Annotated in this window: 23 protein-coding genes; 4 read left to right on the top strand and 19 right to left on the bottom strand. The window is 74.9% G+C overall.

Going from position 1 to position 25,388, the window contains the following annotated elements; genetic code table 11:
- Window positions 1-119: 119 nt before the first annotated feature.
- The gene (locus ACIQF6_RS04180; protein ID WP_400889866.1) at window positions 120-1,034 is read left to right on the top strand and encodes an NAD-dependent epimerase/dehydratase family protein; all 915 of its coding nucleotides are present in this window, start codon (window positions 120-122) and stop codon (window positions 1,032-1,034) included.
- On the opposite strand, the gene ACIQF6_RS04175 is transcribed toward ACIQF6_RS04180, so the two are convergent.
- From ACIQF6_RS04175 to ACIQF6_RS04110, 14 genes are all read right to left on the bottom strand, one after another.
- On the bottom strand, window positions 1,028-1,558 hold the full coding sequence (locus ACIQF6_RS04175; protein WP_400889864.1) for a hypothetical protein: 531 nt from the start codon (window positions 1,556-1,558) through the stop codon (window positions 1,028-1,030). The two genes, ACIQF6_RS04180 and ACIQF6_RS04175, sit on opposite strands and share 7 nt — an antisense overlap.
- 122 nt (window positions 1,559-1,680) lie before the next feature.
- Window positions 1,681-5,976: a BTAD domain-containing putative transcriptional regulator gene (locus tag ACIQF6_RS04170; RefSeq protein WP_400889862.1), complete on the bottom strand. Its 4,296-nt coding sequence runs from the start codon at window positions 5,974-5,976 to the stop codon at window positions 1,681-1,683.
- The gene (locus tag ACIQF6_RS04165; protein WP_400889860.1) at window positions 5,976-6,371 is read right to left on the bottom strand and encodes a hypothetical protein; all 396 of its coding nucleotides are present in this window, start codon (window positions 6,369-6,371) and stop codon (window positions 5,976-5,978) included. The genes ACIQF6_RS04170 and ACIQF6_RS04165 overlap by 1 nt, the downstream gene beginning before the upstream one ends.
- Window positions 6,372-6,442: 71 nt before the next feature.
- Window positions 6,443-6,877, bottom strand: a complete 435-nt coding sequence (locus tag ACIQF6_RS04160; RefSeq protein ID WP_400889858.1) for a TadE/TadG family type IV pilus assembly protein — start codon at window positions 6,875-6,877, stop codon at window positions 6,443-6,445.
- On the bottom strand, window positions 6,874-7,320 hold the full coding sequence (locus ACIQF6_RS04155) for a TadE family protein (protein WP_400889856.1): 447 nt from the start codon (window positions 7,318-7,320) through the stop codon (window positions 6,874-6,876). Before ACIQF6_RS04155 ends, ACIQF6_RS04160 begins: the two co-directional genes overlap by 4 nt.
- On the bottom strand, window positions 7,317-7,586 hold the full coding sequence (locus ACIQF6_RS04150; protein WP_400889854.1) for a hypothetical protein: 270 nt from the start codon (window positions 7,584-7,586) through the stop codon (window positions 7,317-7,319). The genes ACIQF6_RS04155 and ACIQF6_RS04150 overlap by 4 nt, the downstream gene beginning before the upstream one ends.
- A gap of 58 nt (window positions 7,587-7,644) precedes the next feature.
- Complete coding sequence (locus ACIQF6_RS04145; protein WP_400889852.1) at window positions 7,645-8,532, bottom strand: hypothetical protein; 888 nt, start codon at window positions 8,530-8,532, stop codon at window positions 7,645-7,647.
- On the bottom strand, window positions 8,529-9,497 hold the full coding sequence (locus ACIQF6_RS04140) for a type II secretion system F family protein (RefSeq protein ID WP_400889850.1): 969 nt from the start codon (window positions 9,495-9,497) through the stop codon (window positions 8,529-8,531). Before ACIQF6_RS04140 ends, ACIQF6_RS04145 begins: the two co-directional genes overlap by 4 nt.
- Window positions 9,497-11,104, bottom strand: coding sequence for a CpaF family protein (locus ACIQF6_RS04135; protein ID WP_400889848.1), 1,608 nt, complete (start codon window positions 11,102-11,104; stop codon window positions 9,497-9,499). The genes ACIQF6_RS04140 and ACIQF6_RS04135 overlap by 1 nt, the downstream gene beginning before the upstream one ends.
- A complete protein-coding gene (locus ACIQF6_RS04130) occupies window positions 11,094-12,584 on the bottom strand; it encodes a hypothetical protein (RefSeq protein WP_400889846.1) in 1,491 nt (496 codons plus the stop codon). Before ACIQF6_RS04130 ends, ACIQF6_RS04135 begins: the two co-directional genes overlap by 11 nt.
- The gene (locus tag ACIQF6_RS04125; RefSeq protein WP_400889844.1) at window positions 12,584-13,216 is read right to left on the bottom strand and encodes an SAF domain-containing protein; all 633 of its coding nucleotides are present in this window, start codon (window positions 13,214-13,216) and stop codon (window positions 12,584-12,586) included. The genes ACIQF6_RS04130 and ACIQF6_RS04125 overlap by 1 nt, the downstream gene beginning before the upstream one ends.
- Window positions 13,217-13,296: 80 nt before the next feature.
- Window positions 13,297-14,211, bottom strand: a complete 915-nt coding sequence (locus tag ACIQF6_RS04120; protein WP_400889842.1) for a hypothetical protein — start codon at window positions 14,209-14,211, stop codon at window positions 13,297-13,299.
- The gene (locus ACIQF6_RS04115) at window positions 14,205-14,834 is read right to left on the bottom strand and encodes a hypothetical protein (RefSeq protein ID WP_400889840.1); all 630 of its coding nucleotides are present in this window, start codon (window positions 14,832-14,834) and stop codon (window positions 14,205-14,207) included. Before ACIQF6_RS04115 ends, ACIQF6_RS04120 begins: the two co-directional genes overlap by 7 nt.
- A 141-nt stretch (window positions 14,835-14,975) precedes the next feature.
- Window positions 14,976-15,812 carry a hypothetical protein gene (locus tag ACIQF6_RS04110; protein WP_400889838.1) on the bottom strand — a complete coding sequence of 279 codons (837 nt, stop codon included), beginning with the start codon at window positions 15,810-15,812 and terminating at the stop codon, window positions 14,976-14,978.
- A 170-nt stretch (window positions 15,813-15,982) separates the two neighbouring features.
- Here ACIQF6_RS04110 and ACIQF6_RS04105 point away from each other — a divergent pair, with 170 nt between their 5' ends.
- From ACIQF6_RS04105 to ACIQF6_RS04095, 3 genes are all read left to right on the top strand, one after another.
- Window positions 15,983-16,402, top strand: a complete 420-nt coding sequence (locus ACIQF6_RS04105; RefSeq protein WP_400889836.1) for a pyridoxamine 5'-phosphate oxidase family protein — start codon at window positions 15,983-15,985, stop codon at window positions 16,400-16,402.
- A gap of 104 nt (window positions 16,403-16,506) precedes the next feature.
- Window positions 16,507-16,962 (top strand): MaoC family dehydratase, encoded by a 456-nt coding sequence (locus ACIQF6_RS04100; protein ID WP_400889834.1) that lies wholly within the window; start codon window positions 16,507-16,509, stop codon window positions 16,960-16,962.
- 351 nt (window positions 16,963-17,313) lie between these two features.
- Window positions 17,314-18,645, top strand: coding sequence for an MBL fold metallo-hydrolase (locus ACIQF6_RS04095; protein WP_400890117.1), 1,332 nt, complete (start codon window positions 17,314-17,316; stop codon window positions 18,643-18,645).
- Between the two features lie 7 nt (window positions 18,646-18,652).
- Here the strand turns inward: ACIQF6_RS04095 and ACIQF6_RS04090 are convergent, their stop codons facing one another.
- From ACIQF6_RS04090 to ACIQF6_RS04070, 5 genes are all read right to left on the bottom strand, one after another.
- On the bottom strand, window positions 18,653-19,006 hold the full coding sequence (locus ACIQF6_RS04090) for a hypothetical protein (RefSeq protein ID WP_400889832.1): 354 nt from the start codon (window positions 19,004-19,006) through the stop codon (window positions 18,653-18,655).
- Between the two features lie 47 nt (window positions 19,007-19,053).
- On the bottom strand, window positions 19,054-19,587 hold the full coding sequence (locus tag ACIQF6_RS04085; protein WP_400889830.1) for a TetR/AcrR family transcriptional regulator: 534 nt from the start codon (window positions 19,585-19,587) through the stop codon (window positions 19,054-19,056).
- Between the two features lie 79 nt (window positions 19,588-19,666).
- A complete protein-coding gene (locus ACIQF6_RS04080; protein ID WP_400889828.1) occupies window positions 19,667-20,206 on the bottom strand; it encodes a hypothetical protein in 540 nt (179 codons plus the stop codon).
- A 351-nt stretch (window positions 20,207-20,557) separates the two neighbouring features.
- Window positions 20,558-23,590, bottom strand: coding sequence for a hypothetical protein (locus ACIQF6_RS04075; RefSeq protein WP_400889826.1), 3,033 nt, complete (start codon window positions 23,588-23,590; stop codon window positions 20,558-20,560).
- A 449-nt stretch (window positions 23,591-24,039) separates the two neighbouring features.
- Window positions 24,040-25,377 carry an SWIM zinc finger family protein gene (locus ACIQF6_RS04070; protein WP_400889824.1) on the bottom strand — a complete coding sequence of 446 codons (1,338 nt, stop codon included), beginning with the start codon at window positions 25,375-25,377 and terminating at the stop codon, window positions 24,040-24,042.
- Window positions 25,378-25,388 lie beyond the last annotated feature (11 nt).

Here is a 25,388-nt window from a genome sequence, read left to right as displayed (position 1 = left end):
AACCCGCCCGGCCCCGGGAGGACCCGTCCTGCCGACTCCCGGCGGTCAACAGTTCTTCTTCACACCGGCTCACCGAGTAGGGACTTCTTCTGGTGTCGACGGGCCCGCAGGATGGGCGCATGCAAAAGATCTGCGTCATCGGTGGAAGCCGGTACTTCGGAAAGCTCCTGGTGGAGCGGCTGCTCGCCGCCGGCCACCACGTCACGGTGATCAACCGCGGCTCGACCCGGCCGCCGGACGGCGTCGAGCACCTGGCCGTCGATCGGAACGACGAGGCCCCGCTGACGGCCGCGCTCGGGGCGCGGGTGTTCGACGTCGTGGTGGACCAGGTCTGTTACACCCCTGTTCAGGCCGCCGTCGCCGCCCGGGTCTTCGCCGGCCGGACCCGACGGTACGTGATGACCTCCACCATCGAGGTCTACGACCCGGCGACCGGCGCGCCACCGGTCGGGACGCCGGTGGCGGAGGAGAGCGTGGATCCGGCCGGGTGGCCGGTGGACCTCGGCCTGCCCTGGGGGGACGAGGCGTTCCGGGCGGCGCACTACGCCGAGGGGAAGCGGCAGGCGGAGGCCGTGTTCACCCGCGCCGGGTTCGACTTCGTCGCCGTCCGCAGCGCGCACGTACTGGGCGGTGGCGCACGGGAGTTCACCGGCCGGCTGGCGCACTACGTGGAGCGGGTCGCCGCCGGCCGGGCGATCGTGGTGCACGCGGACGCGCTGCCCACCGTCTTCGTCCACTACCAGGAGCTGGCGGACCTGCTGCGATGGGCCGTCGAGGCCGACTTCACCGGCCCGGTCAACGCCTGCTCGGACGGTCTGCTCGACGTCCACGACCTCATCGCGGCCGTCGCCGCGCAGCTCGGCCGGGAGCCGGTCCTCCGGACCGTCCCGGCGGGCGAGGAGGCGTCGCCGTTCTCCTTCGACCGGCCGTACGCCATGAGCAACTCCCGGGCGAAGAAGCTGGGTTACGCCTTCTCCCGGACCACCGACTGGCTGCCCGGCGCCGTCGCCGAAACGGTCACGACGCGTCAGTGATCGGTCGCCGGGTCCGGCTCGTCCGCGGCGCCGGACCGGACGAGCCCGGCGCTGACGGCGTGGCGGTCGTCGATGCCGATGTGGCGCAGGAAGGCCCACCCGTCGAGCTGCCTGCACGCCCAGGCCGGGTCGTAGGCCGCGGTGGGCAGCTGCGGGATGCGCTTGCGACCGGTTTCGTCGAGCCGGTAGGGCTCCTCGAGTGCGGTGTTCCACGCGTCGAGGGCGGGGCTGTACCGCTCCCGTGCCTCGTCGGCGCCGACGCCCAGGTAGTCCCCGATCTGCGCCCACGAGCTGCCGCGTTCGACTTCGTAGACGACGGCCGAGACCAGGGCTCGTTCGACCTGCTCGGCGAGCTGCTTGGCTTGGCTGACCCGACCGCCGAATCCGGTGTCGGCGTCGTGCCGGGTGCCGACGAGACCGGCCGCGCTGTCCGCGACGTCGGTGGCGTGGTCGGAGAGCACGAGACGGGCCAGCGCCTGCCGGGTGTAGGTGGCGCGGTGCTCGTCGTAGGGCGTCTGCTGCATGAGCGAGAGCCTCCCATGTGCGCGGGCCCGGCGCGTAGCGAGTATGGCGCAGGCCGGGCCCGCACATCGTTGCGCACCGTCTTCCGAAGGTGCGCAAACGACGTGCGGGCCCGGGCCGCCGGTCAGCCTCCGGTGAGCAGGTCGCGCAGCAGGGCGACCGTGTCCGGGTCGAGGTCGCGGCCGGTGCGGCGGCTGAGGGCGTCGAGGCGGTTGACGGCGCGGACGAGTTGGTCGCGGGCGCCCGCGGAGGCGTAGGCGTAGAAGAGGTCGCGGTGCAGGAGTTCGACGTCCGGGGCCACCGCGAGGGCGCGGAAGATCGCGGCTTCGGCGGTGCGGTGGTCGCCGTACTGGAGGCGGCGGGCGGCGAGTTCGTGGGCGGTGTCGACGATCGCCGCGAGCATGTCCTGGCGTTCGGTCTCCGCCCACGCGTAGGTGCCGGCCGGGGCCTCGGCGAACGGGGCGCCGCGGACCAGGGCGAGGGCGTGGGCGAGGGCCGCGTCCGCGGTGGTGGAGGTGGAGCGCATGCCGCGCCGGTACAGGCTGCGGAACTCGTCCCAGTCGCAGCCGACCGTCGGCGCGAGCGTGTACGTCTCGGCGGGTTCGGCGGCCAGGTAGTCGCGGCCCTCCGGGGAGGCGCCCAACCAGGCGGCCAGCGCGGCGAGTTTGACGGGCAGCGGCTCGGCGAGGCGCTCCGCGGTGGCCTTCGGGTCGAGGTGGGCCGCGCCGGGGTGGATGTCCCGGTCGAGCACCGAGTGCTCGGTGCCCGGGCGCAGCGCCAGGTAGGCGGCGAGCTCGGTCAGCCGGGGTCGGCCGGCCGGGTCGATGCTCCCGGCCACCCCGAGGACGTCCACCGGTCCGAGCAGCCGGATCCGGGGCGCGGAGCGCAGGTGGTGCGCCTCCGGGGAGCGCAGGATCGCCAACAGGTCGTCACTGTCGGTCCGGGAGGCGGTGCTTCCGGGGCGGGCGGACGGCCGGGCGGCGACGGTCACGGCGTGCGGGTCGGGCGCCTCCGCCTGGTCGTGGATCGGCGCGGGCTCGGGCACCGCGGGCGCGACGGGAGCCGGTGCGACCTCGGGGAGGGCTTCGGGGACGGCCGGGGCGGGCGGGAGTTCGAGGTACCGCGCCTTCTCCGTCACCGCCTTCTCCGTCACCGGCGGCTCCGGGTCGGCCTGCACGGGCGGCAGTTCGGACGCCACCGGCTCCGGGGCGGCCCCGACCGGCGGGAGCTCGAAGTACTGCGTGCCCTCGGCGGCCGGCTCCGGGTCGGCCTTCACCGGCGGGAGCTCGGCGGTGTCGGTGTCGTCCGTGGTGTCGACGACACCGGTGGCGTCGGTCGGGTCGGTGGTCTCCGGCGCGGAGTACCCGGCGAGGCGCGGGTCGACGCGGGTGCCGTGCGGCGGGGTGGTGGCCTTGCGGGCCTGACCGTTGGCCGCATGGCGAGGTCCACCGGGCGAGGCCGGCGCGGCGGGGGCGACGGGCGCGGCGGGCGCGGGCAGCACGGGGGTGACCGGGGTGATGGCGTACGGGTTGGTGGGGGCGGTGGGGACCAGCCCCGCGAACGGGCTGCTGCCGGTGGGGACGACCCGGGCCGCCGTGCGCGGTCCGGTGGGGTCGCTGTCGGCCGCGGGCTTGGCCAGCGAGAGCGGTGACGGTGCGTCGGTGAGGTGCTGCTGCGCGCCGCCCGGTCCGCCGAGCAGGGCGATCAGCCGGGCGTCGAGCGTGCTGTCCACCCGCTCGGACGTGCGCTCGGAGACACGGTCGGAGGCGTGGCCGAGGGAGCGCTCGGACAGCGCGGGGAGCGGCTCGGAGTCGAAGCCGAGCAGCCCGGGGTGGGTCGCGATCGCGGCGCCGACGGTGGCCAGCGCGGGGATGGCGGGGAGCGGGATCTCCTCCTCGTCCTCGGGGCCGTTGTGCGGGCCGTCGAGGGTCCAGTCGGGGGCCGGGTGCTGGGTGAAGTCGCCGGAGGCGCGGACGAGTTCGCCGAGCTGGTCGTACTGTTCGCGGCTCAGGCGCTGGAGTTCGACGCTCAGGTGCAGGCCGGGCAGGGTGGACTGGCCGGTGGCGGGGAGCGTCCAGCGGGCGACGGGGCCGGCGCCGCGTTCGGGGGCGCGGGTGAGGACGGCCAGGCAGGTGCGGGGGCGGCCGTCGAGCAGGCGGCCGAGTTCGGCGGGGACGGTGCCGGACGGCGGCTGCGCGGAGAGCACGATCTCCGGCACCCAGGCCTCGTCGGCGCTGCCCCGGCTGCGGGCCTCGCGGGGGCTGCCGGCCTCGGCGGCGACCAGGGTGGCGCGGGCCTTGGCGGTGCGCGGGCCGAGTGCGGCGAGCGCGGCCTCCAGGGTGGCGTGGTGGTGGACCCGGTCGGTGGCGGGGCCGGCGGCGGGCAGGTCGGTGGCGATGCCGACCAGGTGCAGGTGGAGGCGGTCGGCGAGCGGGCTGTGGGCGAGTTCGACGGCGAGGGTGCGCAGCACGTCGTCGGCGTCGTCGGGGTGCCCGGACAGGTGGACCAGCCGGACGGTCTCCAGGTCGGCGAGGACGGTGGAGCCGTCGGGGCTGTTGCCGAGGGTGACCAGCGCCGGGTAGGGGGCGCTGTACTTGGCGGCCTGTCCGGCGGACAGCAGCTCGTTGGAGTCGTCGGGGCACCACCACACGTTGGGGGCGTGCGCGGCCCGGAACGGGGCGATCGGCACGGCGGGTGCGGCCAGGTGCAGTTCGACGGTGCCGGCGGCGGTGATCCGGGCGGCGACCAGGGCGGGGAGCCGCTTGTCGCCGCGGACGGTGTTGCGGCCGAGGGTGCGCAGTGCGCGGTTGAGCAGTTCCAGGCCGCCGTCGTTCTGACGGGCCTTCAGTTCGGCCTCGAAGTGCCCGGCGGGGGCGGACGGCAGGGCGATCCGGTGCCGGGGGCGGCGGGCCCGCTGCTGGTCGGTGCGGCGGCGGGCGACCAGGGCGATCAGGGCGGCGGCCATCAGCACGCCGACGGTGGAGACCGCCAGCGGCACGGTGTAGTCGTCGCCGTGCTGCGCCTGCTGGTCGCGGACGGCGGGCAGGTTGGCGGGTGCGCTGTCCTGCGGCGCGGGCGTCTGGGCGGCGGGCGACTCGGCGGCCGGGGTCTGGGCGGCGGGCGTTTCGGCGGCTGGCGTCCCGGCGGGCTCCTGGGTCGGCGTCCCGGCCGGGGGCTGCGCGGGCGCCTGCGTGGGCGCCTGCTCGGGCGTCTGGGCCGGTGCGGGCGTCTGGACGGCCCCGGCCTGCTCGTCGGGCTCCGGCCGCTCGGGGGCGTGGCTGCGCGGGACGGCCGGCTGCTGCCCGGGGAGTTGGCCGGCGGGCGGCTGGGCGGCGGGCGGCTGCGCGCCGGGGACGGCGAGCACCATGCCGGGGGCGAGCACGTCCGGGTCGGTGAGCTTTTCGCCGTCGGGGGCGGTGACGCCCTTGTTCGCGTCGAACAGTTCGGGCCAGCGGTCGCCGTCGCCCAACTCCCGCTTGGCGATGGAGGACAGCGAGTCGCCGGCGTGCACGGTGACGGTGGCGTGGGCGGCCGCGGTCAGTCCGGCCGGGGTGACGGCGGCGTTCTGGACCGGTCCGGCGGCGACGGTGTTCCCGGCTCCGGCACTCGTGCCGGCGGCCGTCGCATCGGGCTTGGCGTCGCCGGGCATCAGCAGCTGCCAGCCGGGCTGGATCGGCCGGTCGGCGTCGAAGCGGGTGCCGGAGTCGTCCATCGGGCGGCCCGCGTTGAGCTTGGCGATCTCCGTCCAGCGGTCGCCGGAGCCGAGTTGGCGTTCGGCGATGGACCACAGGCTGTCGGCGGGCCGGGCGTCGCGCACCGTGTAGGTGGGCTGCTGCGGGTCGGCGTCGGGCGCGGCGGCCGGGGCTGCGGCGGGCAGCGCGGCGAGGGCCGGGGAGGCCGTCAACTGGGCGACGGCGGCAGGGCGTTCGCCGAGGTCGGGGGTGGCGGCGAAGGCCGAGCCGGCCACCGGGAGCAGGGCGAGCACGGAGCCGACCAGGCCGGCCGCGATCCGCTGGCTCCAGCCGAAGGCGGGCAGCCGGCGGGCCACCCGGCCGCGCAGCTGGGCGGGGATCTCGATCAGGACGGAGATCAGGAAGCACAGCCAGCCGAGCCAGCCGACGGCGACCAGCAGCCACAGGAACAGGCTGCCGTCGTCGGGGCTGGTGAGCGCCTCCAGCAGGCCACGGCCGAACGGGTTGCCCATCGCGGCGACGGTGGCGGTGCCGTAGCCGAGCAGGGCGGGCACGCCGAGCAGCAGCAGGGCCAGCGCCAGCAGCGAGCCGAGTGCGGCGAGCACCGAGCCGCCGGCGCCGGGTCGTCGGGCGCCCGGGCGGAGGTGCACGGGCGGGGTGCCGCCGGGGTGCGGTCGCCGCCCCTGGCGGCCCTTGCGGTGCTGGTCGTCGGCTCCGCGCGCGGCCATCAGCCGGTCGTCCCTTCCGTGATGCCGTGTACCAGGGTGGCCTTGCCGTGGCCCTGCACGGGGAGATTGGTGATGCCGACCAGGCCGAGCAGCGAGGTCGGGTAGTCCGTTTCGACGGTGACGCTGAAGGTCTGCAGGTCGCCCTGCCCGGGGAAGCCGATGGCGCCCTTGATGCCGTGGCCGCGCAGATACGCGGTGGCGGTCCGTTCGGCGGCGGCCCGGTCGAAGCGGTAGCCCTGTCCGGCCCGCAGCGCGTCGACGTCGAGCTGTTGCCCGCCGGCCCGGGCGGCTTCCTGGGCGAGTGCGTCGGCCCGTTCGACGGCGCGCAGTCGGCCGCCGCAGTCGAGGACCAGGCCGACCACGGCCACCAGGCTGACGGCGGTGACAGCGACCATGACCGAAATGCTGCCCCGGTCACGGCAGTTCACGCCTTGTTCGTTCACGGTCCCTCCCCCCAAACGCGGTTTCAGTGCCCCCGGTAGCGGTCCACCACGGAGGTGAATGTACCGGTGAGCGTCTTGTGGCCGGGCAGGCCGTCCAGTTCCATCAGGTCGCCGAACGCGACCGTGCAGGAGACCCGGACGGTGATGGTGGTCAGTGGTTCGCCTTCGGTGTTCAGGATGCCGTATTCGGGCTCCCCCACGGGCTCGGTCGCGCATTGGACGCCGCGGTCGTCGAGGGCTTGTTTCACGGCGTCCGCCGCCGCCTGCCGGGCGCCCTCGGGGGTGCGGGCCAGCGACGCGGCGCGCGCGCCGGAGCGCGCGGCGGCGTCGACGATCGCGCCGGTGCTCTGGACGCGCCCGGCGGCGACCGCCATCAGCGCGAAGGCGAGCACCACGGGCACGAGTATCGCGGCCTCGATCGCGAACGATCCCCGGTCGTCCTTCATCCGGTCGCTCACGGCTGCCCCTGCGGAACGAACTTCTCCCGGGGCGCGCTGGCGGTCTTGGTGAGCGTCAGCCGGTCGAAGAACGGCAGCACGGACGCCGGGTGGACGGTGACGGACAGTCGGTACAGGTCGGGGTCGCCGCTGTCGGCCCGGATGCTCTCCAGCCGGGCCAGGTCGCCGAGCCGGTCGGTGAAGTCCTGGGCCCGCCTCGGCCCGTCGTCCGCGTGCGCGCCGTTGACGCGTCCGGCGTCCACGCCCTCCCGGGCGGCGGTCAGCGCGGCCTGGTCGGCGTACCACCAGAGTCCGGCCTGCACCACCAGGAGGATGACGAACAGCACGGCGGGGAAGACGATGGCGAGGCTGATCGACATCGCTCCCACGTCGAGCGTGCGTCCGCGCAGCCGCCGGACCGTCAGGACGGCCCGGGCGACGGGTCGGGGCGGGCGGTGGGTCACGGGGCGGTGCCCCCGTCCGGGACGCTCTTCGGGATCTTGTCCTTCACGCTGGTGCCGAGCTGGGTGATCGCGTAGACCACGGCGCCGGCGATGGCGACCAGCACGATGACGGCGAGGGCGAGTTCGATGCTGATCGCGCCGCGGTCGCCGGAGGCCCGGGCGGCGCGCAGCTTGACCAGGCGGAATTCGAGGACGGGGCGCAGCAGGTGGACGGGGAACAGCAGCGGCAGCAGAACTGCCGTTGCCAGGGCGCGGATTCGGTTCATGGTGTGCTCTCCGGTGCGGGAACGGGGGGTGCGGGGGACGGGGGTGCCGGCGGTGGGGTCATTGGACGGTCAGCATCTGGTAGAGCGCGGGGAAGACGATCAGGACCGTCATCAGCAGGGTGAGCGCGGAGCCGGGTGCGACCATCCGTTCGCTGTCGGTGTTGGCCTTGGCGAGTTCTTCGGAGAGCAGTTCGCCGCGCAGGCTCTTGGCGCGGGCCCGCAGGGTGTCGTAGACGGCGGCGCCGTCGACGCCGGAGATCCGCATGATGTCGGCGACGTCCTGGAGCGGGGTGAGTCCCAACTCCTGGGCGAGGGTGTCGAGTCCGTCCCAGGGTGGGAGCCGGTCGGTGGCGGCGCGTTCCAGGGCGTCGCGGATCCGGCGGAACACGGTGCCGCGGCCGACGGCGGCGGCCCGGCGGAGGGCTTCGGCGGGTCCGCAGTCGGCGGCGCGTTCCAGGGCGACGAGTTCCAGGTAGGCGGCGATGCCGTGCAGGTACTCGGTGCGGGCCTCCTTGGCCTCGCCGGCCACGATGCCGTCGGGGACGAACCAGAGCAGTGCGCCGAGCAGCGGTCCGACCAGCAGCGGGACGGCGAGCGGCAGTCCGTTGCCGAACAGCGCGGCCAGCGCGGCGAAGTAGCCGGGCAGGGCGAGGCCGAGGACGGCGAACAGCACCTTGTGCGCCATGAATCGGGCGGGGCTGCGGCCGATCAGGGCGAGTTCCTGGTGCGGGATGCGCACGCCGGGCAGTTCGAGGGTGCGGGTGCCGATCCGGTCGTACCAGGGGTCGGCGGGGTCCTCCTCGGTGGCCCGGCGCGGTTCGGGGGTGCGGTGCAGCCGGTCCAGGGCCTGGCCCAGGTCCGGTGGGGCGGGCCGGAGTTCGGCCAGCAGCAGGGCGAGGCCGCCGGCTGCGGCGGCGCCGGCGAGGACGGCCCAGGGCGAGATCATCGGGCTCCCTTGACCAGCGGGTCGGTGTCGTCGGTGTCGGCGCTGTCCTCGGCGGTGCGCTGTCCGGGCATCCGGCCGGCCTTGGAGCGGCGGTCCTGTTCCAGGATGCGCGGCAGCGGGGTGTACGAGGCGAGCGAGCGCATCCAGGCGATCACCAGCACGAACGCCACCGCGACGCCGCCGAGCACGAGTTGGCCGATGCCGGTGGTGTAGGGCGCGGTGTAGGTGGAGTTGAACGAGCCGAGCACGATCACCAGCAGGATGATGCCGACCATCCAGCGGATGGTGGTGCGGTGCTTGGCGCGGTCGGCCTCGATGGTGCGGCGCTGGCGGACTTCCTCGCGCACCGACTCGGCCATGTCGGCGAGGGCGCGGGCCAGGCCGGGGCCGCTGTCGCCGGCCCGCAGCAGCAGCGCGCCGAGCACCTTGTCGGCGGTGGCGTCGGCGAGTTGGTCGGCGAAGGCGCGCAGCGCGTCCTCGGGGCGCCAGCGGGCCTGCAGGCGGGCGGCGAGGTCGGCGATCTCGGTCTCCAGGGCGGCGGGTGCGGTGCGGCGGCTGGTCACGATGGCCTGGTTGAGGCCGACGCCGAGCAGCAGCACGTCGGCGAGGCGCTGGGTCCACTCGGCGAGCGCCTCGAGGCGTTCGATCCGGCGGGTGTCGGAGCGGGTGGCGTCGAACAGCCAGGGCAGGCCGAACACGGCGGCGGGCACCAGCAGGGCGACCAGCGGGATGCCGGTGAACAGCCAGCCGGCGGGGCCGCCGAGCAGGGCCAGTGCGAGCTGGATGCGGCGCAGTCGGGCGATGCCGGGCGAGGCGGTGCCGGGCGCGCCGTACCAGAGGGTGTGCAGGCGTCCCTCCAGCGGGTTGGCCCGCTCGTCGGGGTCGGCCTGCCGTCCGGTCAGTCCGGCGACCAGGGCCACCAGTCCGCCGGCGGTGAACAGTCCGCACAGCACGTACAGCAGCATCAGCGCATCCCCCCGATCCGCAGGTTCAGCGGCGCGCCCCAGGTCCCGTACGGGGAGGCGAGCAGCCCTGCGTCGAAGCCGGCCCGGCGCAGGTCGTCCAGGCAGTGCGGCGTGGTGACGGGGACGGCCCGCACCTCGCCGAGTTCCGGGCGCGGCCCGAAGACGGTGTTCATCGCGGGCCGTCCGGACTCGCCGAGGCCGGCCACTTCCAGGACGTGCGAGACGAAGCGGTGGCGGCGTCCGCCGACGGCGGTCTCGTCGACCATGGTGACGTGCACGATGAAGTCGATGGCGTTGGCGGTGAGGCGGTACGCCAGGCTGTCGGTCATGTGGGAGCCGTACTCGAGGCAGAGTTCGGCGATCCGGTCGACCACCATGTGCGGGCCGCGGGCGTGCAGGGTGCACATCGAGCCGCCCTCGCCGTTGGTCATCACCCGCAGCATCGGGACCACTTCGCCGGAGCGGACCTCGCCGACGATGATCCGCGACAGCGTCATCCGCAGGGCGGCGGGGATGAGTTCGCCGATCGTCAGCTCGCCGGCCATCCGCCCGTCGACGCGTTCGCCGTTGCCTTCGCGGGCCTCCATCGGGACGACCTGGCGGAGGTGGCCGAGGGTGTGCAGCCAGAGTTCGAACTCGGACTCCAGGGTGCCGATCCGTTCGTCCGGCGGGATCTCGGCGGCCATCGCGCGCAGCAGGCTGGTCTTGCCGACGCCCTGGGTGCCGGTGATCATCACGTTCTTCCGGGCCCGGATCGCGGCGGCCAGGAACGCGGCCAAGGTGGTGTCCACGGTGCCGAGTTGGACCAGGTCGCGGAGGTTGGCGCTGGCCACCCGGTGGCGGCGGATCGCCACGTACGGGCGCGGGGTGACCTCGGTCATCGCCTGGAGGCGCATGCCGCCCTCCAGGCGCAGGGCGAGCATCGGGCTGGCGGTGGACAGGCTGCGTTCGCCGCCGCCGTGCTGCCGGGCGAGGTCCTGGAGCAGTTCGATCAGTTCCTCGTCGGTGTCGGCGACCGGCGGGACCTGCCGCAGCGGCTGGTGCACCCGGGAGACCCACACGTCGTCGCAGCCGTTGATCAGGATGTTCTCGATCTCCGGGTCGTCCAGGTACGGCTGGAGGCGGCCGGCCCGGAACAGCAGGTCGTAGACGGCCTCGGAGAGCGCCCGGTCCTGGTCGCGGGTCGGCGGGATGCCGTGGGCCTGCGCGTACGCGTCGGACCAGCGGGCCACCGCCTCCTCGATCAGGGCCCGGCCGCGCTGGCGTCGGGTGGCCCGGTCGGCCTCGGTGCCGGACGCCTCGTTCAGCCGGGACAGCTGCTGGTGCAGCTCGGCCGCGACCTGCCGCTTCAACTCCCGGGCGACCTGCGGGTCCACGGCCGGCACCGCGCCGGCCGCGGCGAGCGCGGGCACGCCGGACGGCACCGGCGTCACCGGCCCGGTCGGCGGGACGTGCGGCGGCACGTGCGCGGCGGGCATCGGCGCGGGGACGGCGGGCCGGGCCCACGGCAGGCCGGCGGCGTCCGCCGAACCGCCGTACACCACCTGTCCGTTGACGGGGTGTCCGGGCTGCTGGGGCGGCGGCCCCTGGTACGGGTTAGCGCGCACGGTGCGCCTCCCCCCGGCCGTCCTCGGGCCCGTCGTCCTGCCCGGGCAACGGCCCGGGGAACGGCGCGGGCGCGGGCGGCTGCGGCACCACCGGCGGCGCGATGTACGGCGCGGTGTACGAGATCTGCGGCGGGCTCTCCACCCGGATCGGCCACTCTCCGGTGAACTGCCCGCCCGGCTGCGGACGCTGCGGCGGCGGCAGCAGCGGCTGACCGGGCTGCGGCTGCATCGGCGGCGACTGCCCGGGCGGGGCCTGAACGTGCGGGGTCTGAACGTGCGGGCCCTGAACGTGCGGGCCCTGCGGCGGGTACGGGCGCTCCGGGCGGCCGCCGACCGGCCCGGGCGCGAACGGCTGCTGCGGCGGCTGCACGGTCGGCTGCGCGGGCGGCTGCCCGGTCCGCTGCGCGATCGGCTGTGTGAACGGGGCTGCGGGCTGCGGGGCCTGGGGGTACGTCATCTGCTGCTGCGTCATCTGCTGGGAGGGTACGGGCTGCTGGGGCATCGGCGGGCGGGGGCCGCCCTGCGCCGGGTACGCCTGCTGCGCCGGGGGCTGCTGGGGGCCGGGCTGCGGCTGCGCCTGCACCTGGGGCGGGAGGTGCTGCGGCGGGCGCTGGGCCTGTGCGGCGAGCTGCTGGGCCTGCGGCGGAAGCTGCGGCTGCGCCTGTGGTGCCGGCCGGCCCTGCGGGTCGTGCGGGCCCAGGCGTCGGCGGCGGCCCTCGGCGTGGTGCTGGATCCGGTCGGCGGTGGTGCGGGCGGTGCGCATCAGCTCGGAGCGGATGAACCGGCGGTCGGTGGTGTCGCCGCCGTCGGACAGCACCCGTGCGGTGCGCGGCGCGTGGGTCAGGGTGCCGAGGACGGGCAGCTGGAACTGCCGGGACACCTCGTGGTCGGGGTAGGGGCCTTCGGCGACCAGCAGCAGTCCGAGGCTGTCCGAGCCGGTGCCGTTGGTGTCGAGGTCCTCGCGCAGCGCGGCCAGTCGGGGCCGGGCGGCGGACAGCCCGCGCAGCGTGGTGCGGACGGTCGCGGCGACCACGTCGGCCCGCCGGGCGAGCACCGCCATCGGGCCCGTCGCGCCGGAGCGGCCGAGGTCGAGGATCACGTCGTAGCCCTCGGGTTCGAGCGCGCGCAGCGCCTCCACCAGGGGTTCCCAGGTGTAGGCGAGCCCGGGGGCCTGGGTGGGATCGGTGAGTCCGGGCAGCAGCAGGCGCTCGCCGGAGGCCTGCGGGGAGACGTCGAGCAGCTGTTCCCACAGGGTCTGGGCGAGCAGTCCGCGCCGGTCGGCCACGGCCAGGTTGCGCAGTCCGTACACCGCGTCGACGCGGCCCTCCAGCGCGCCGGCCAGGATCGCGCCGCCGTCCGGGTCGCACTCGGCGAGCAGCACCCGGCGGCCCGGGCGCAGCGGCCAGGACAGCAGCAGGGCGAGGGCGCTGCTGGTGGCCCCGGGCGCCCCCGGCCCGCCGAGGACGGCCACCACGGTCATCAGGAGCCCCCGGCGTTTCGGGGGGCCAGGATCACCTGGAACTTGCCGCCGGCCACCCAGGACGCCAGCCGGGGGCCGTCGCTCGGGCCGATGGCGACGTCTATGACGGTGGTGCCGTCGGTGTCGGTGCGGCCGACGGCGGAGACGGTGGCGGTCATGGTGTCGGGGGTACGGGTGGTGCCGTCGGTCTTGGCGCTGTCGGGGGTGTAGACGATCAGCACCTGGAGGCCGGGCTGGAGCCGGGTGGCGGGCAGTTGGGAGCGTTTCGCGGCGACGCCGACGATCTGCTGGCCGGGCTGGGTGGCGGGGTCGCTGGTCAGGTCGGACTTGACCAGCAGGGCGCCGCGCTTGAGGTCGGTGGTGGCGCGCAGTCCGACGGTGTGTTCGAGGTCGCGGGCGTCCAGCGGGTGCAGCGCGGGGTCGCCGGCGATGTGCGCGACCACCAGGTCGTCGTTGCTGATCACCTGGCCCATCGGCACGTCGCGGGCGAGTGCCAGGACGGCGATCCGCTGGCCGCTGCTGTTGTACAGCACCGCACCGCCCAGTCCGCCGGCGGCGATCAGCGCGGCTGCCATCGCCAGCACGGCGGGCCTGCGCCGGCGCGCCCCGAGGCGGCGCGGCGGGGTCGGCATGCTTCGGTTCTCCACCGCTTCGCGGCCTCTCACTCGTGATGGAACGTCAATGCTGATCCGGCGTGGGGCGGTCGGGCCGGTCAGTTCAGTACCTGGACCTCGTTGACGGGGATCTGCAGCGTCACATCGGGGAATTCGCTGCGCCAGGTGAAGTCCGCCATGTCGATGTCGACGTTGGTGGAGGTCTTGGCGGTGACCCGCCACACCAGGGAGACCCGCGCGGTGTAGACGTGGTCCTTCATGCCGGCCGAGCTGCTGGTGAAGATGTGGCTGCAGCTGGGGGTCTGCCCGGCGGCGAACGGGGTGCCGGGGTCGGCGCAGGTGAATTCCTGGGTGCGGTGGCCGGCGGGGCCGTCGTCGATGGTCCAGACGACCTGCTTGAGGGTGACCGTGGTGGTGACCACGTAGCCGGGGCCCTGGATGGAGTGGCTGATCGGGCCGGAGGTCGGCTGGTTGGCGTCGAACCAGAACCACACCGGGGAGCCGACGACGGCGTCGGTCTGCGGGGCGGCGTGCAGCTTGGGCTTGGCGGGCTTGATCTGGTCGAGGGCGTCGAAGGCGAGTTGACGGGGCGTCGGGGGCTTCATCGGGCCGGGGGCCTGGGCGAGGAAGACCGAGCCGGGCGCCTCGTTGCCGAGGCAGGCCCGGTCGTAGATCGCGCCGTCCTTGCTGGTCTTCCCGTCCCAGACGTCCTCGCTCTCCAGCGGCTGGGGCTTCGCCAGGCGGTAGTAGCAGCCGCTGGAGAACCAGCCCAGGTCGTCGCGCCAGCAGGGCACGGTCTGGCCGTTCCAGCTACAGGTCTCGGTGCCGGAGTCGCCGCCCCCGCCGGCCGACCCGCCGCCGGGGGTGCCGTCGCTGCCGGGTACGTGGATGCCCGTGCAGATGATGTCGTCGGCGCACGGCGCCACGTCGGCGCTCGCCGAGGGGACGAACGCGACCGTCAGTCCGATTCCGGTCAGTACACAGAGCGCAGCGCGCCAGGCGGAGTTCAGCATGTCTTGGTCACCTCACGGGTGAAGTCGGCGATCAGCCAGCGGTTTCCGTATCTCTTCAGGACGGCGGTCGCGGGGTAGCGGGTCAGCCGCTGTTGCGGATCCTTGATCTGCAGGGTGGCGGCATCCGCTTGGTGCCAGCCGCTGACGTCGAGGCAGTCCTCGATCGTCGCGGTGGGCGGATTTGCCTGCAGATCGAGCTCTTTGACGATGGGTGAGGTCTTCGGGGCGCCGGTCATCACGAGTTTGGCGTCGTGCAGTTGGGTGAGCGAGAGCAGGGCCTCGCTGAGCGCGTTGCCGGTGGCGTACTGGCCGAGCGCGGTTCCGTCCGAATTCGATCGCTCGAACGCCGCGACCCGGGCGTCCCACCAGGACTGATAGGCCGTCACCGCGCTGTTCGCCTCCAGCCCTTGGGCGCCCTGGTCGGGCACCGGGCGGTAGCTCGGGCCGCCGCTCGCCCCGCCGGTGGCGGTGGCCCGGGGCAGGCCGGAGGAGGGGGTTCCGAGGCGGTCGGCGGAGCCTTTGTCGGTGGCGCCGCACGCCGTCAGCGCCGTCAGCAGGAATGGCAGAAGCAACCCGCCGATCCCAACTCCCTTAGGGCGCACCGGAATTCCGCGCTGCCGCATAGCCCCACCTTGTCGCAGTCGAACCTGTGGCGGGTCCGGACCGCGGATCGTCTGCCGTCCCCTGTGGTGATTCCGAGCCGCTCGGAGGTCGATTCTTCGCCAACCTGCCCCGGCACGGCAACACCCGGGGACGTCCTGACCTTACGCGGAAGGCGGATCCGTTGGGGCACTTTCTCGCCACAGAACCGCCAAAAGTTCATCGGAAAGCGGCAGTCCGGCGAGCGCTCCGCGCACGGCGGCCCGATTGCGCATCAGAAGTCTCCCCCCGTCACGGGGCACCAGGAGTCTGGCCTCGCCGGTGGACGCCGGTTCGCCCCAGCCGAGTTGGCCCTCGACGGCGGGCTGGAGGTCGAGCGGGCCGACGGCCGCGGGCGCGCCGGGCACGCCGTGCTCCAGCACCCGGCCGAGCGCCCAGCTGAACGAGCCCTCGGCGCCGGGGAGCACGCCGTCCCGCCCGCGCCGCCCCGCGCTCCAGCGGCCGATCCGGCCCCACAGCGGCACCCGGGAGTGGCCGAGCAACTCGCCCGCGCCGTCCTCGCGCAGCAGCGCCGCCCAGGTGTCGCGGTCGGCGACCGCGTCGACGATCAGCAGGGTCTCCTCCTGCTCGCCGTGCACCATGGCACTGGTGATCCAGTCCCAGGCGAGGCCGCGCCGGTAGGCGTTGTCGGGGGTGGAGCCGGCGGTGACCAGCGCGACCCGGCGCCCGCGCGGGTCGGCGATCAGCTGGCCGAGCAGGCAGACCACCAGCCAGCGGGCCGGCCGGGCGGCGGCCTGGCGCAGCGCGGTGAGCAGGGTGTTGGCGTCGGCGTCGGCCGGCGGGTGGCTGACGGTGCTGCCGCGGGTGCCGGCGTCGAAGGTGCGGCCGGGCAGGGCGGCGGCGAGGGTCCGGGCGCCGTCGGCGGCGCGGGCGGAGCCGCCGTGGCCGCGTTCGGGTCCGCCGTCCGCGCCGATCACCACCAGTTCGATGCCACCGCTCACCTGTACCGCCCCCTCGCCTGCGCACACATCCGGCCACCTGTGTGTGCGGCGGCCGGAGGCCAAGGTATCGCCGAGCGGTGCCGGCGCGGGCCGAATTCGGCCCGATGAGCCCCAGCTCAGGGACCATGGGCCCTGTTCGTGGCCGGTTCGGGCGGGGCACCATCGTCCTTATGGACCGAGACGACCGGGTGGAGACCCTGAGCGAGGCCGAGTGCCTGCGCCTGCTCGGCGCCGTGCCGTTGGGGCGCGTGGTGTACACCGAACATGCGCTTCCGGCGGTGCTGCCGGTGGCGTTCCGGCTGGCCGAGGACGGCCGGCTGATCCTGGCGCTGCGCACCGGAACCCGGGTGGCCCGGGCGCTGGACGGCACGGTGGCGGCGTTCCAGGTGGACGATTTCGACCCGGCGGGCCGCTGCGGCTGGAGCGTGCTGGTGCACGGGCGCGCCGAGGTGGTGCGGGACGCGAACGAGCGGGCCGCGCTGGAGCAGGACGGCCTGCGGCCGTGGATCCCGGAGCCGGGCCCGGAGTACGTGGCGATTACCCCGGAGCTGGTCTCCGGCCGGCGCCTGGTCCCCGACCTCGCGCCCTGACCGGGAGTTTCGGACCCCACTGACATGTGACCGGCGAGTAGGCATACTCTGCGGGACGGCCCGGACGGGCCGTCCCCTGCCCCGTCGCACCTGTGGAGCGCACCGTGACGACCTTCGCCTCGCTCGCCGATCTGACCGCCGCCGTCGGCGCCGAACTGGGCACCAGCGAGTGGCACACCGTCGACCAGGAGCGGGTGAACCTGTTCGCGCAGGCGACCGGCGACCACCAGTGGATCCACATCGACCCGGAGCGCGCCAAGGACTCGCCGTTCGGCGGGACGATCGCGCACGGCTACCTGACGCTGTCGCTGCTGCCGGTGCTGGCCAAGGAGTGCTACGCGGTGGAGAACATCGCGATGGCCCTCAACTACGGCTCGGACAAGGTCCGCTTCCCGGCCCCGCTGCCGGTGGGCACGGCGGTCCGGGCGACGGCGGTGCTGGTGTCGGCCGAGGAGGTGCCCGGCGGGGTGCAGGCGGTGGTGCGGTTCACCATCTCCAGCGAGGCGAGCGCCAAGCCGCACTGCGTCGCCGAGACCATCACCCGCTTCTACCGGGCCTGACCGGCGCTTTTCCCTCCTCCCGCACGGACCGTCCCGCACCCCGGGGCGGTCCGTGCGCGTGGGGCCGAGCGGCGCGCCGGAGATCCGTTCGGCATGTTTCGGCCGATAAGGACGGTAATGTCCAGTTTCGGGGCGCGTCGTCCGCGCCGGATTCCCCGGCGGTCCGGGCCACGCCGTCCGGCCTGCCGTCGACCCGTGCGGAGCGCAGCCCTGCCGTCGACCCGCGCGGAGCGCAACCGCGTTCCGCCGCCCCGGCATGCCGCCGTTCGGGTGTTCTACCGTGGAGGTGCCTTGTCCCGTCCCGTCTCCTGGCTGTTCCGCGCCGGTGAGCTGGCCGCCGAGGCCGGGCTCCTGCTGCGCGACGTCAAGCGCTCGTACCGGACGCTCCCGCGGGAGAGCTGGCACCGGCTGCGCACCGACGCGTTCGGCGCCGACCCGCGCGGCCACCGGTGGCAGAAGGTGTCCAACTCGCCCCATTTCGTGGACGGTTCGTTCCGCAACCCGGTGACGACCCGCCCGCTGGCGTACGGCCACACCCCACTGGCGCTGATGCGCACCAGGCTGGGTGCCGACGGCGGCCGCCGCAGCCCCGCCGCCGCGGTGCCGGTGCACCGGCTGCTGCCGGCCGAGCTGTCCGCCCCGCCCGAGTCCGGGCTGCGCCTGACCTGGCTCGGCCATGCCACCGTGCTGGCCGAACTGGACGGCGTGCGGGTGCTGTTCGACCCGGTGTGGAGCGAGCGGGTCTCGCCGTTCGACTGGATCGGCCCGAAGCGGCTGCACCCGGTGCCGCTGCCGCTGGCCGAACTCGGGCCGGTGGACGTGGTGGTGATCTCGCACGACCACTACGACCACCTGGACATGGACACCGTCCGCACGCTGGCGGCGGGCGACGCGGTGTTCGCGGTGCCGCTGGGCATCGGCGCGCACCTGGAGCACTGGGGCGTCGAGCCGTACCGGATCGTCGACCTGGACTGGTGGGAGTCCGTCGAGCTGGACGGCCTGAAGCTGACGGCCACCCCGGCCCGCCACTACTGCTCGCGCGGGCCGCGGCCCACCGGCAAGTTCCTCTGGGCGTCCTGGGTGGTGGAGGGCAAGCGGCACCGACTGTTCCACAGCGGCGACACCGGCTGGTTCCCGGGCTTCGCCGACATCGGCAGGCGCTTCGGGCCGTTCGACGCCACCATGATGCAGGTCGGCGCGTACTCCGAGCACTGGCCGGAGGTCCACCTGACGCCCGAGGAGGCCGTGCAGGCGCACCGCGACCTGGGCGGCAAGGTGATGCTCCCGATGCACTGGGGCACCTTCGACCTCGCCCCGCACCCGTGGGAGGAGCCCGCCGAGCGGACGGTGGCCGCCGCGAGCGCCGCCGGCGTCACGCTGGCCGTCCCGCGCCCCGGCAAGCCCTTCGAACCGGCCGACCCGCCGCCCGCGAAGCTCTGGTGGCGCGCCGTCGCGGCCACCCCGTCCGGCGCCGACCTGCTCGCCCCGGACGCTCTCCCCGCCGTCCCGGACTCGCCGGCCGGCCTCGTCGCCGCCACCCCGCGCGCGGACGCGTCGCTGGCCTCCGCCAAGCCTGCGGCGGGCCCGGCGAGCACCGGCGGCCCCGCCCGGCGCGGCGACCCGGAGACCGCCGCGTCCGAGCCGTCCCCCGGCCAGGACGGCGGGCCGGGCCGGCCCGCCTGACGCCCGCTCAGGGCCGCAGTGCGCCCTCGACCAGGGCCACTGCGGCGCGCGGGTCCTCCACCTCGACGATCACCCGGGCGTACTGCTCGTCCGCGAGCTCGATCACCACGGCCTTCGCCGGGTTCTTCACGTCCCAGAACACCAGCTCGCCGTGGCGGCGGAACCGCCCCGCCGTGATCAGCCCCGGCCACTGGGTACCGCCGACCTTGACGCCCTTGGGCTCCGAGGCGACGCCCGGATCGGCGGTCGCGCCACGGACGTTGGCGAGCGGTATCTCGATCCGGCTCTTGATCGCCCAGAGCTTGTCCAGGCCCTCGATCTCCACGACCAGCGTTCCGTTGTCGACAGTCAGTCGAGCCATGTCGGTGAACCCTCCCTCTTCCTGCTTCTTGTGAATGTGACGGCCGGTCAGCCGGTCAGCCGGGCGGCCAGGGCCCGGACCGCGGACCCGGACGCCGCCGGCCCGAGCGCCCGGTCACGCAGCCGCAGCCCGAGCACACCGGCCCCGAGCGCCCCGATCAGCGGACTGTCGTCCGACTCCCGGAGCACCGCCGCCAGCGCCCGCTCCAACGCGTCCAGCGCCTCCGCGACCAGCTCCGCGACCTCCGGATCCGCCGGCGCCTGATGCACCGCGGCCGACAGCAGCAACCCGGCCGCCGCCCCACCGTCGAACCCGGCCGCCGCCTGCGCGAGCGCCTCCGCCGGCCCGCCGGTGACCGCCAGCGCCGCCACCGTCGGCAGCACCTCGTCGTCCAGATGCTGCCGGAGCGCCGCGAGATACAGCCCCCGCTTACTGCCGAACACCTTGTACAGACTGCCCCGGTGAACCCCGAGCCCGTGCACCAGATCGTCGACCGACGTCCCGTCGTACCCGCGCTCGGCGAACAGCACCGCCGCGTTCCGAACCGCCTCGGCCTCGTCGAAGGCCCGTGGTCTTCCCATGACCACGACCCTAGACATTCGAGAACGACCAGTCAAGAACGACCGTTCCACAACTCTGCCGCCCGCCGGGCCGGGGGAATCAGGGGGTCGGCGTACAGCTGAGGTCGCCGACGTCACCGAGGTGGAGCGAGGTACGGCTGGTGACGCCTTCGTGGTCGAGCACGACCGTCACGCTGCCCTTCGTATAGTTCGGGAACCACAGGGCGTACACCGTCCGGGCTCCGCCCAGGATCGTGCCGACCCGATGCACCTCCAGCGGCGCATTGCCGCAGAACGCCCCGACCACCTCCTGATGGTCGGTGCCGATGACGCGGACCCAGCCATCGGTGAAGAAGGTGCCGAGCGAGTGCACGCCGGCGGGTGACGAGATGGGCGGATCCACCGGGTGAAGGTTGCAGCGCTGGATCCACACCACCTCCAGGTCGGCCGTGCCGTCGCACTGCCGCTGGTCGTCGGTCTCCCACATGTAGGCAGCGCCACCGGGCCAGGCCTGGATCAGTATCAAGCCCTCCGGATCGGGGGCCGCGCGCTCCCGGGGCGTCGACGACATCACCAGCGCGCGGGTGCGGTTGATCACCCCGCCGAGCCCCACGGGGCCGGAGGACTGCACCGGAGTCACGGGCCCGACCCCGGCGAAGTGAGATACCGGACGAGCGGAGGGGGCCTCCAGAGGCACGGCGGACGGGGACACCGAGGGCGAGGCCGACACCGGGGAAACGGTCGGCCCTGCGGATGTCCTGCCACCGGACGAACAACCTGTCGCGGCCACGAGCACCAGCACGGCCACGCCGAGGACAGCACGGAACCCTTGCTGCATGTACATCCCCCCCGAGCTGCGCCCCAAGATCGGGGCGGCGTGCACGAAAAGTACAGCATCCGGGCTCTCCGGCAACCCCCTGACGTCGGCCCGGGGCTGCGGTGGAGCAGCCGCCGCCGCCCCGACCCGTCGGCACCCGCCGCCCGCTCCCCCTCAGGTGCCCTCCAGCAGTCCGGCCAGGACCTTCGCCTCCGCCACCAGTTTGCTGCGCGCGCCACTTGCCGCCACGGCCGTCACCGCCGGAATCGGACCGCTCGCCCCCGCCCGGCGGGCGCACTCGACCGCGGCCGTCAGCAGCCCCGCCGCACCGGCCGGCGGGCGTCCGTCGAGGACAGCCGGCAGGACGCCGGACAGCACGGCCCAGGCGAGACGTGGCGCTCCCGCGTCGGCGAATTCGGTACAGGTGGCGGCGAGCCGGTTCGCTTTGACGGCGCCGAGCCGGAGGAGTTCGCCTGCCTCACGGCCGAGGAGTTCCGCGTCGAGTTCGGACTGCGCGGCCAGCGACAGCAGGGCGTCGACGACGGCGGTACGGTCCTCCGGGAAGGCCGCGCCGAGGCCGTAGGCGAGGGCCTGGTGAACGGCGAACCCGGCCGGGCCGCCCGTCTCCGCGAGCAGCGGCAGCACCTGGGGGTGGCCCCGGACCGGCGCGGAACCGGCGGAGTCGGCGAGCTGGCCGATCAGCCGGGCGGCGAGCTCCTCCCGGTGGTGCGGCAGCACGGCGAGCCAGCGCGCGTCCGGCATGGAGTACTCCACCTCGGAGCGCCGCAGGAAGCGCTCCGACGGGCCGAGCAACCGCCGCACCGCCTCCGGCACCCCGCCCTCCGGACGGACACCGGGCGCGCCCGATCCGGGCACCCCGAGCAGCGCCAACGTCTCCTCGCCCAGGCCGACTTGTTCGCAGAACCGGTGGCCCTCCGACATCCACAGCCCGCCCCGACCGCTCCCGGCGGGCACCGGGACACTGGCCTGCCGGGGCAGCCCGCCGACCCGCAGCCAGGCAGCGAGCCGAGCCCCGGCCGGGCCGGCGAGGCGGTCGGCGAGACGGTCGGCGGGGCAGTCGGCGGGGCCGGGACGGAGGCTGGCGGCAGCCTCACCCGGCAGGCCCTCGGAACCGGCGAGACGGTCGGCCGGGCCAGAAAAAGGACCGGGAGGGAGACCGACCGCAGCCTCACCCGACAAGCCCTCGGAACCGGCGAGGCCGTCGGCGGCCGTACCCGACGAGCCACCCCGGCCGCCGGCACAACCACCGACAGCCGCACCCGACGAACCGCCCCGACCGACGGGAAGATCCACACCAGCCGCATCCGACGAACCGCCCCGACCGACGGGACGATCCGCGCCAGCCGTGGCCGTGGCCGTGGCCGCCGCCCCGCCCGGAGCGGTGGGACGGTCACCAGCCCCCGAAGCCGACCGGCCGTCAGGCATCGTGCGCAGCAGGGCCTGCGCGAGGTCGAGCGGCCCGGGTTCGAGGCCGAGTTCCTCGTACTGGCGCAGGCGTGCCGCCAGTTCGGCGGGGTCGAGTGCGCCGTCGCGCCGGGTGGGGGTGGCGAGCAGCAGGGGGACGGGGTCGCCGGACAGGCGCCAGGCGGTCTCCTCCAGCCGGGCGGCGATGAACGCACCGATGCCGCCGCGCAGGTCCCAGGTCCGGAACGGGCTGGCCTTGGGTGTGCTCAGGGCCCGCCAGGCCCGCTGCTTGGGCAGGGCGCCGGTGACGGCGCCGGCGAGTACCCCGAGCGGTCGCCGTTCGGCGGTGGCGGTGAGCACGGGGGCGAGTGCGGCGGTGAGCGCGGCCCGGTCCCGCCAGGCGTGCCGGACGAGTCCGTCGAGGACGCGTTCGAAGGCGACGCTGTCGCCGTCGGCGTTCATGGCGGCGGCAAGCTCCTCGGCGACCTCGGCGGGGGTGCCGAGCGGTGCGGGCATCGCCTCCGGCCGAGGCGGCTCCGGCAGGCGGTCGTGTTCGGCCGCCGTCTCGCCCGACTCCACGCCTAGGCCCAGCAGTTGGGTGGCCAGCACGGCGTGCGCCGGGTCGAGCAGCAGCGCCGCCGTCCGCAGCTCCAGCAGCAACGGACCGCGCCGGTCGCTGAGATGACGTTCGGTCAACTTCAGTGCCTGTTCCTGGAGTTGCCGGTCCGGGTTCGCGTAGCACCGCGCCGCCGCCCGCAACGCGAGCTCCGGCGCCCGCGCCGCCACCCGGTCCAGCCAGGCCAGTTGGGCCCGGACGAGTTTCTTCTCCGGCCGGGTGAGCAGCACGTCGGCGGCCTCGGCCACGGTCGCATCGTCCAGCCGTCCGGCGCGGTCGAGGGCGATCAGGCACTCCTGCGCGTAGCCGGCGAGCGTCGAGGGGCCGTCCAGCAGTGCCGTCAACGCCCGGAGGTTCGCCGCGAGTTCGTCGACGGACGGGGCCAGTTCCCGGACCGCCGCAAGGTAGCCGCGCAGTTCCCCGGCGCCACCGCCGCGCACCAGTCGGGCGAACCCGCGGGCGATCAACTCGCCCCGGTCGATGACCCGTTCGGCGGCGAGCCGGGCGAGGACGGCCGGCCAGCGCTGGGAGTCCTGCCTGGCGGCCCACGGCCCGGACAGCTGCTGGACGGTGTCGGCGTCGAAGACCAGCGGGGCGAGGACGGGCGTGAAGTTGTCCTGCACGAGCCGCGCGTACAGGTCGACGCCGGCCGGCAACTGCCCTTCCCCGTACCGGGGTCGGGGGTCGCCGCGGTCGGTCATCCAGGCAGCGACGAAACCGGGCTCGGCGGGCGGCAGGGTGTCGCTCGCCCGCAGCAGGTGCTCGGCGACCCGGTACGCGGTGGAGGGCCCCCACCACTCGCGGTCGGCGGGTCGACGGGCCAGCCGCAGTGCCACGTCCCGTTGCCAGCCGGCGTCCTGATCGTCCAACAGACCGCTCAGCGGCGGCCGTTGCCACCGTTCGATGCCGTCGAAGTCCGGGGAGCCGATCCACTCGGCCGCACCGGACGGGGCGGTGTGGCAGACCGCCCCGGCCACCAGCAGTGCCGTCCAGGCCCCGCCCCGGGAGCGCTCGCTCTCGCGCAGATCCCGCCGCAACGCCTTCAGCGCCGGAAGTTCCGCCCGCCGCTGCTGCGGCGTCAACGCGCCGACCAGTCGGGCGACTTCGACGAAGTCGGCCCGGCGGATCGCCGCCGTCAGGTCGAGGTCGGTACCGGGCTGCTTCACTGCTGCTTCTCCTCTGTCATCGTCATCCACATCGCCACCGCCCGACCCCCGGCCGCCACTGCCCGGGCGCCCCCACCGAGCGGGCCGCCGACCCCACCGCCCGGCCGGGCGACGTCGCGGCACTCCGCACGACACGTCGCCGATCCCACCCCGGCCCGCATCACATCCATCACCGTCCGCACCCCACTGCACGACCCCCTACCGCCCCACCGAAGGCCACCACCGAACGGGCCGACGCCCCCGCCCCCGACACCCCGACGCCCCCGACCCCGGCACCCCGGCACCCCGGCACCCCGGCACCCCGGCCGACCAACGCCGCAACGCCGCAACGCCGCAACGCCGCAACGCCGCAACGCCGCAACGCCGCAACGCCAACTCGACCACCGGCCCCACAACTTCACCCGCCCCGACACGGCATGACGTCACCACCGTTCCCACCCCGGCCCGCGTCATCGTTCCGTCTCCCCCGCCATCCGCACCGCCAGGACATGGCTGCACGGCCCCCGGTCGCCCCGGTGGCGGGCCCACCAGCGGCAGGTGCAGCCGGCCGGGCCGTTCGCGTCGACCCGGACGTGGTGGGCGTGGTCGCCGACCGTCACCACGCGCAGGTCGCCGGTGACCGGGCCGACGGCCCCTGCGGCGAGCAGCTCGCGGGCGGCCCGGAGGCGGGGGTTGGTGTCCTCGACCCGGCCTGCGGTGTACGGGAGTCGGCGGTGGAAGTGGGCGGCGTCGGCGAGGTCGTAGCCGATCCGTCCGGCGGTGGCGAGGTGGGCGAGGGCGGCGCGGATCCGGTCGGCGGGCAGGCCGCTGTCGGCGGCGAGGTCGGTGAGGCCCGCGGAGTCGGTCCGGGCCTCGCCGTCGAGCAGCGCGGCGAGCGTCCCGGCGTCGGTTGCGGCGAGCGGCCCGGCGAGCAGGTCGAGCAGGCCGCCCTCGCCGGAGAAGCCGCGGGCGGCGTCGGGCGAGAGGGTGAGGGTGATCCGGCCGCCGGGCAGGGCGAGTTCCCACGCGGACGAGGTAGGGCCGGTGGGGGTTCCGGGCGGGCCGTAGATCCGCAGGCCGGTCACGTGCCGCAGCAGCGGGCGCAGCGCGGCGAGCCGTTCGGGGCCGGGGAGGCAGCTGGCGCCGGGGCCGGGCCGGGAGGTGGGGCGCAGGGTGCGGCCGGCGGGCAGGACCCAGCGGACGGTGCTGCGGCCGGTTGCGGGCAGGGTGCGCAGGAAGCGGACGGCTTCGGCGGCGGGCAGTTCGGCGCGCAGGTCGAACCGGGCGGTGAGGATCTGGGTCTCGGCGAAGCCCTTGAGCCAGCGCGTCGGCAGTGGCACTTTCCGTTCGATCAGGGTGTCGGCGCCGAGGCCGACTTCGATGTCGTCGGCGCCGACGGCGAGGGTGAGCCGGTCGTCGGGGGCGCGCAGGCGCAGGGCTTCGCGCAGTGGGCCGCCGATGTCGATGTTGGTGGTGCCGTGGCCGGTGGCGGCGCCGTCGAGGCCGTCGGGGAGCAGGTCGAGGCGGGCGTGGACGCCGCCGCAGCCGGAGAAGGATTCGAAGCGCAGCCGGTCGCCGTCGGCGGTGACCACGGGGTCGAGCGAGGCGGCGGCGAGCGGGCGGTGGTAGCGGGCGGCGGCCACGTCGGCGACGGCGAGCAGCGCGGCGGCGGCCGGCCCGGGGTGGCGCAGCGCGCCGTCGAAGTACCGGGGGTGGCCGTTCGGGTCGTGCTGGGTGGCGAGTTCCAGCCGGTGCGGGCGCAGCGCCGAGGGTCTGCGGTAGCGCAGGGTGTGGACGGCCGTGGTCATGGACGGAATCT

The sequence above is a fragment of the Kitasatospora sp. NPDC092948 genome (assembly GCF_044754805.1).
In the GTDB taxonomy this organism is placed as follows: domain Bacteria; phylum Actinomycetota; class Actinomycetes; order Streptomycetales; family Streptomycetaceae; genus Kitasatospora.
The sequence above is the reverse complement of the archived record's forward strand: the minus strand, read 5'-3'. Positions and strand labels throughout refer to the sequence as shown.

What these genes read in the sequence shown, in the direction of transcription:
- ACIQF6_RS04165 (WP_400889860.1), bottom strand. Translation starts at nt 6,371, where the DNA reads ATGGTCGCTGTCACCGCCGTCAGCCTGGTGGCCGTGGTCGGCCTGGTC.
- ACIQF6_RS04180 (WP_400889866.1), top strand. Translation starts at nt 120, where the DNA reads ATGCAAAAGATCTGCGTCATCGGTGGAAGCCGGTACTTCGGAAAGCTC.
- ACIQF6_RS04130 (WP_400889846.1), bottom strand. Translation starts at nt 12,584, where the DNA reads ATGACCGTGGTGGCCGTCCTCGGCGGGCCGGGGGCGCCCGGGGCCACC.
- ACIQF6_RS04175 (WP_400889864.1), bottom strand. Translation starts at nt 1,558, where the DNA reads ATGCAGCAGACGCCCTACGACGAGCACCGCGCCACCTACACCCGGCAG.
- ACIQF6_RS04150 (WP_400889854.1), bottom strand. Translation starts at nt 7,586, where the DNA reads ATGAACCGAATCCGCGCCCTGGCAACGGCAGTTCTGCTGCCGCTGCTG.
- ACIQF6_RS04090 (WP_400889832.1), bottom strand. Translation starts at nt 19,006, where the DNA reads ATGGCTCGACTGACTGTCGACAACGGAACGCTGGTCGTGGAGATCGAG.
- ACIQF6_RS04085 (WP_400889830.1), bottom strand. Translation starts at nt 19,587, where the DNA reads ATGGGAAGACCACGGGCCTTCGACGAGGCCGAGGCGGTTCGGAACGCG.
- ACIQF6_RS04145 (WP_400889852.1), bottom strand. Translation starts at nt 8,532, where the DNA reads ATGATCTCGCCCTGGGCCGTCCTCGCCGGCGCCGCCGCAGCCGGCGGC.
- ACIQF6_RS04140 (WP_400889850.1), bottom strand. Translation starts at nt 9,497, where the DNA reads ATGCTGCTGTACGTGCTGTGCGGACTGTTCACCGCCGGCGGACTGGTG.
- ACIQF6_RS04170 (WP_400889862.1), bottom strand. Translation starts at nt 5,976, where the DNA reads ATGGCCGCGCGCGGAGCCGACGACCAGCACCGCAAGGGCCGCCAGGGG.
- ACIQF6_RS04125 (WP_400889844.1), bottom strand. Translation starts at nt 13,216, where the DNA reads ATGCCGACCCCGCCGCGCCGCCTCGGGGCGCGCCGGCGCAGGCCCGCC.
- ACIQF6_RS04105 (WP_400889836.1), top strand. Translation starts at nt 15,983, where the DNA reads ATGGACCGAGACGACCGGGTGGAGACCCTGAGCGAGGCCGAGTGCCTG.
- ACIQF6_RS04115 (WP_400889840.1), bottom strand. Translation starts at nt 14,834, where the DNA reads ATGCGGCAGCGCGGAATTCCGGTGCGCCCTAAGGGAGTTGGGATCGGC.
- ACIQF6_RS04070 (WP_400889824.1), bottom strand. Translation starts at nt 25,377, where the DNA reads ATGACCACGGCCGTCCACACCCTGCGCTACCGCAGACCCTCGGCGCTG.
- ACIQF6_RS04120 (WP_400889842.1), bottom strand. Translation starts at nt 14,211, where the DNA reads ATGCTGAACTCCGCCTGGCGCGCTGCGCTCTGTGTACTGACCGGAATC.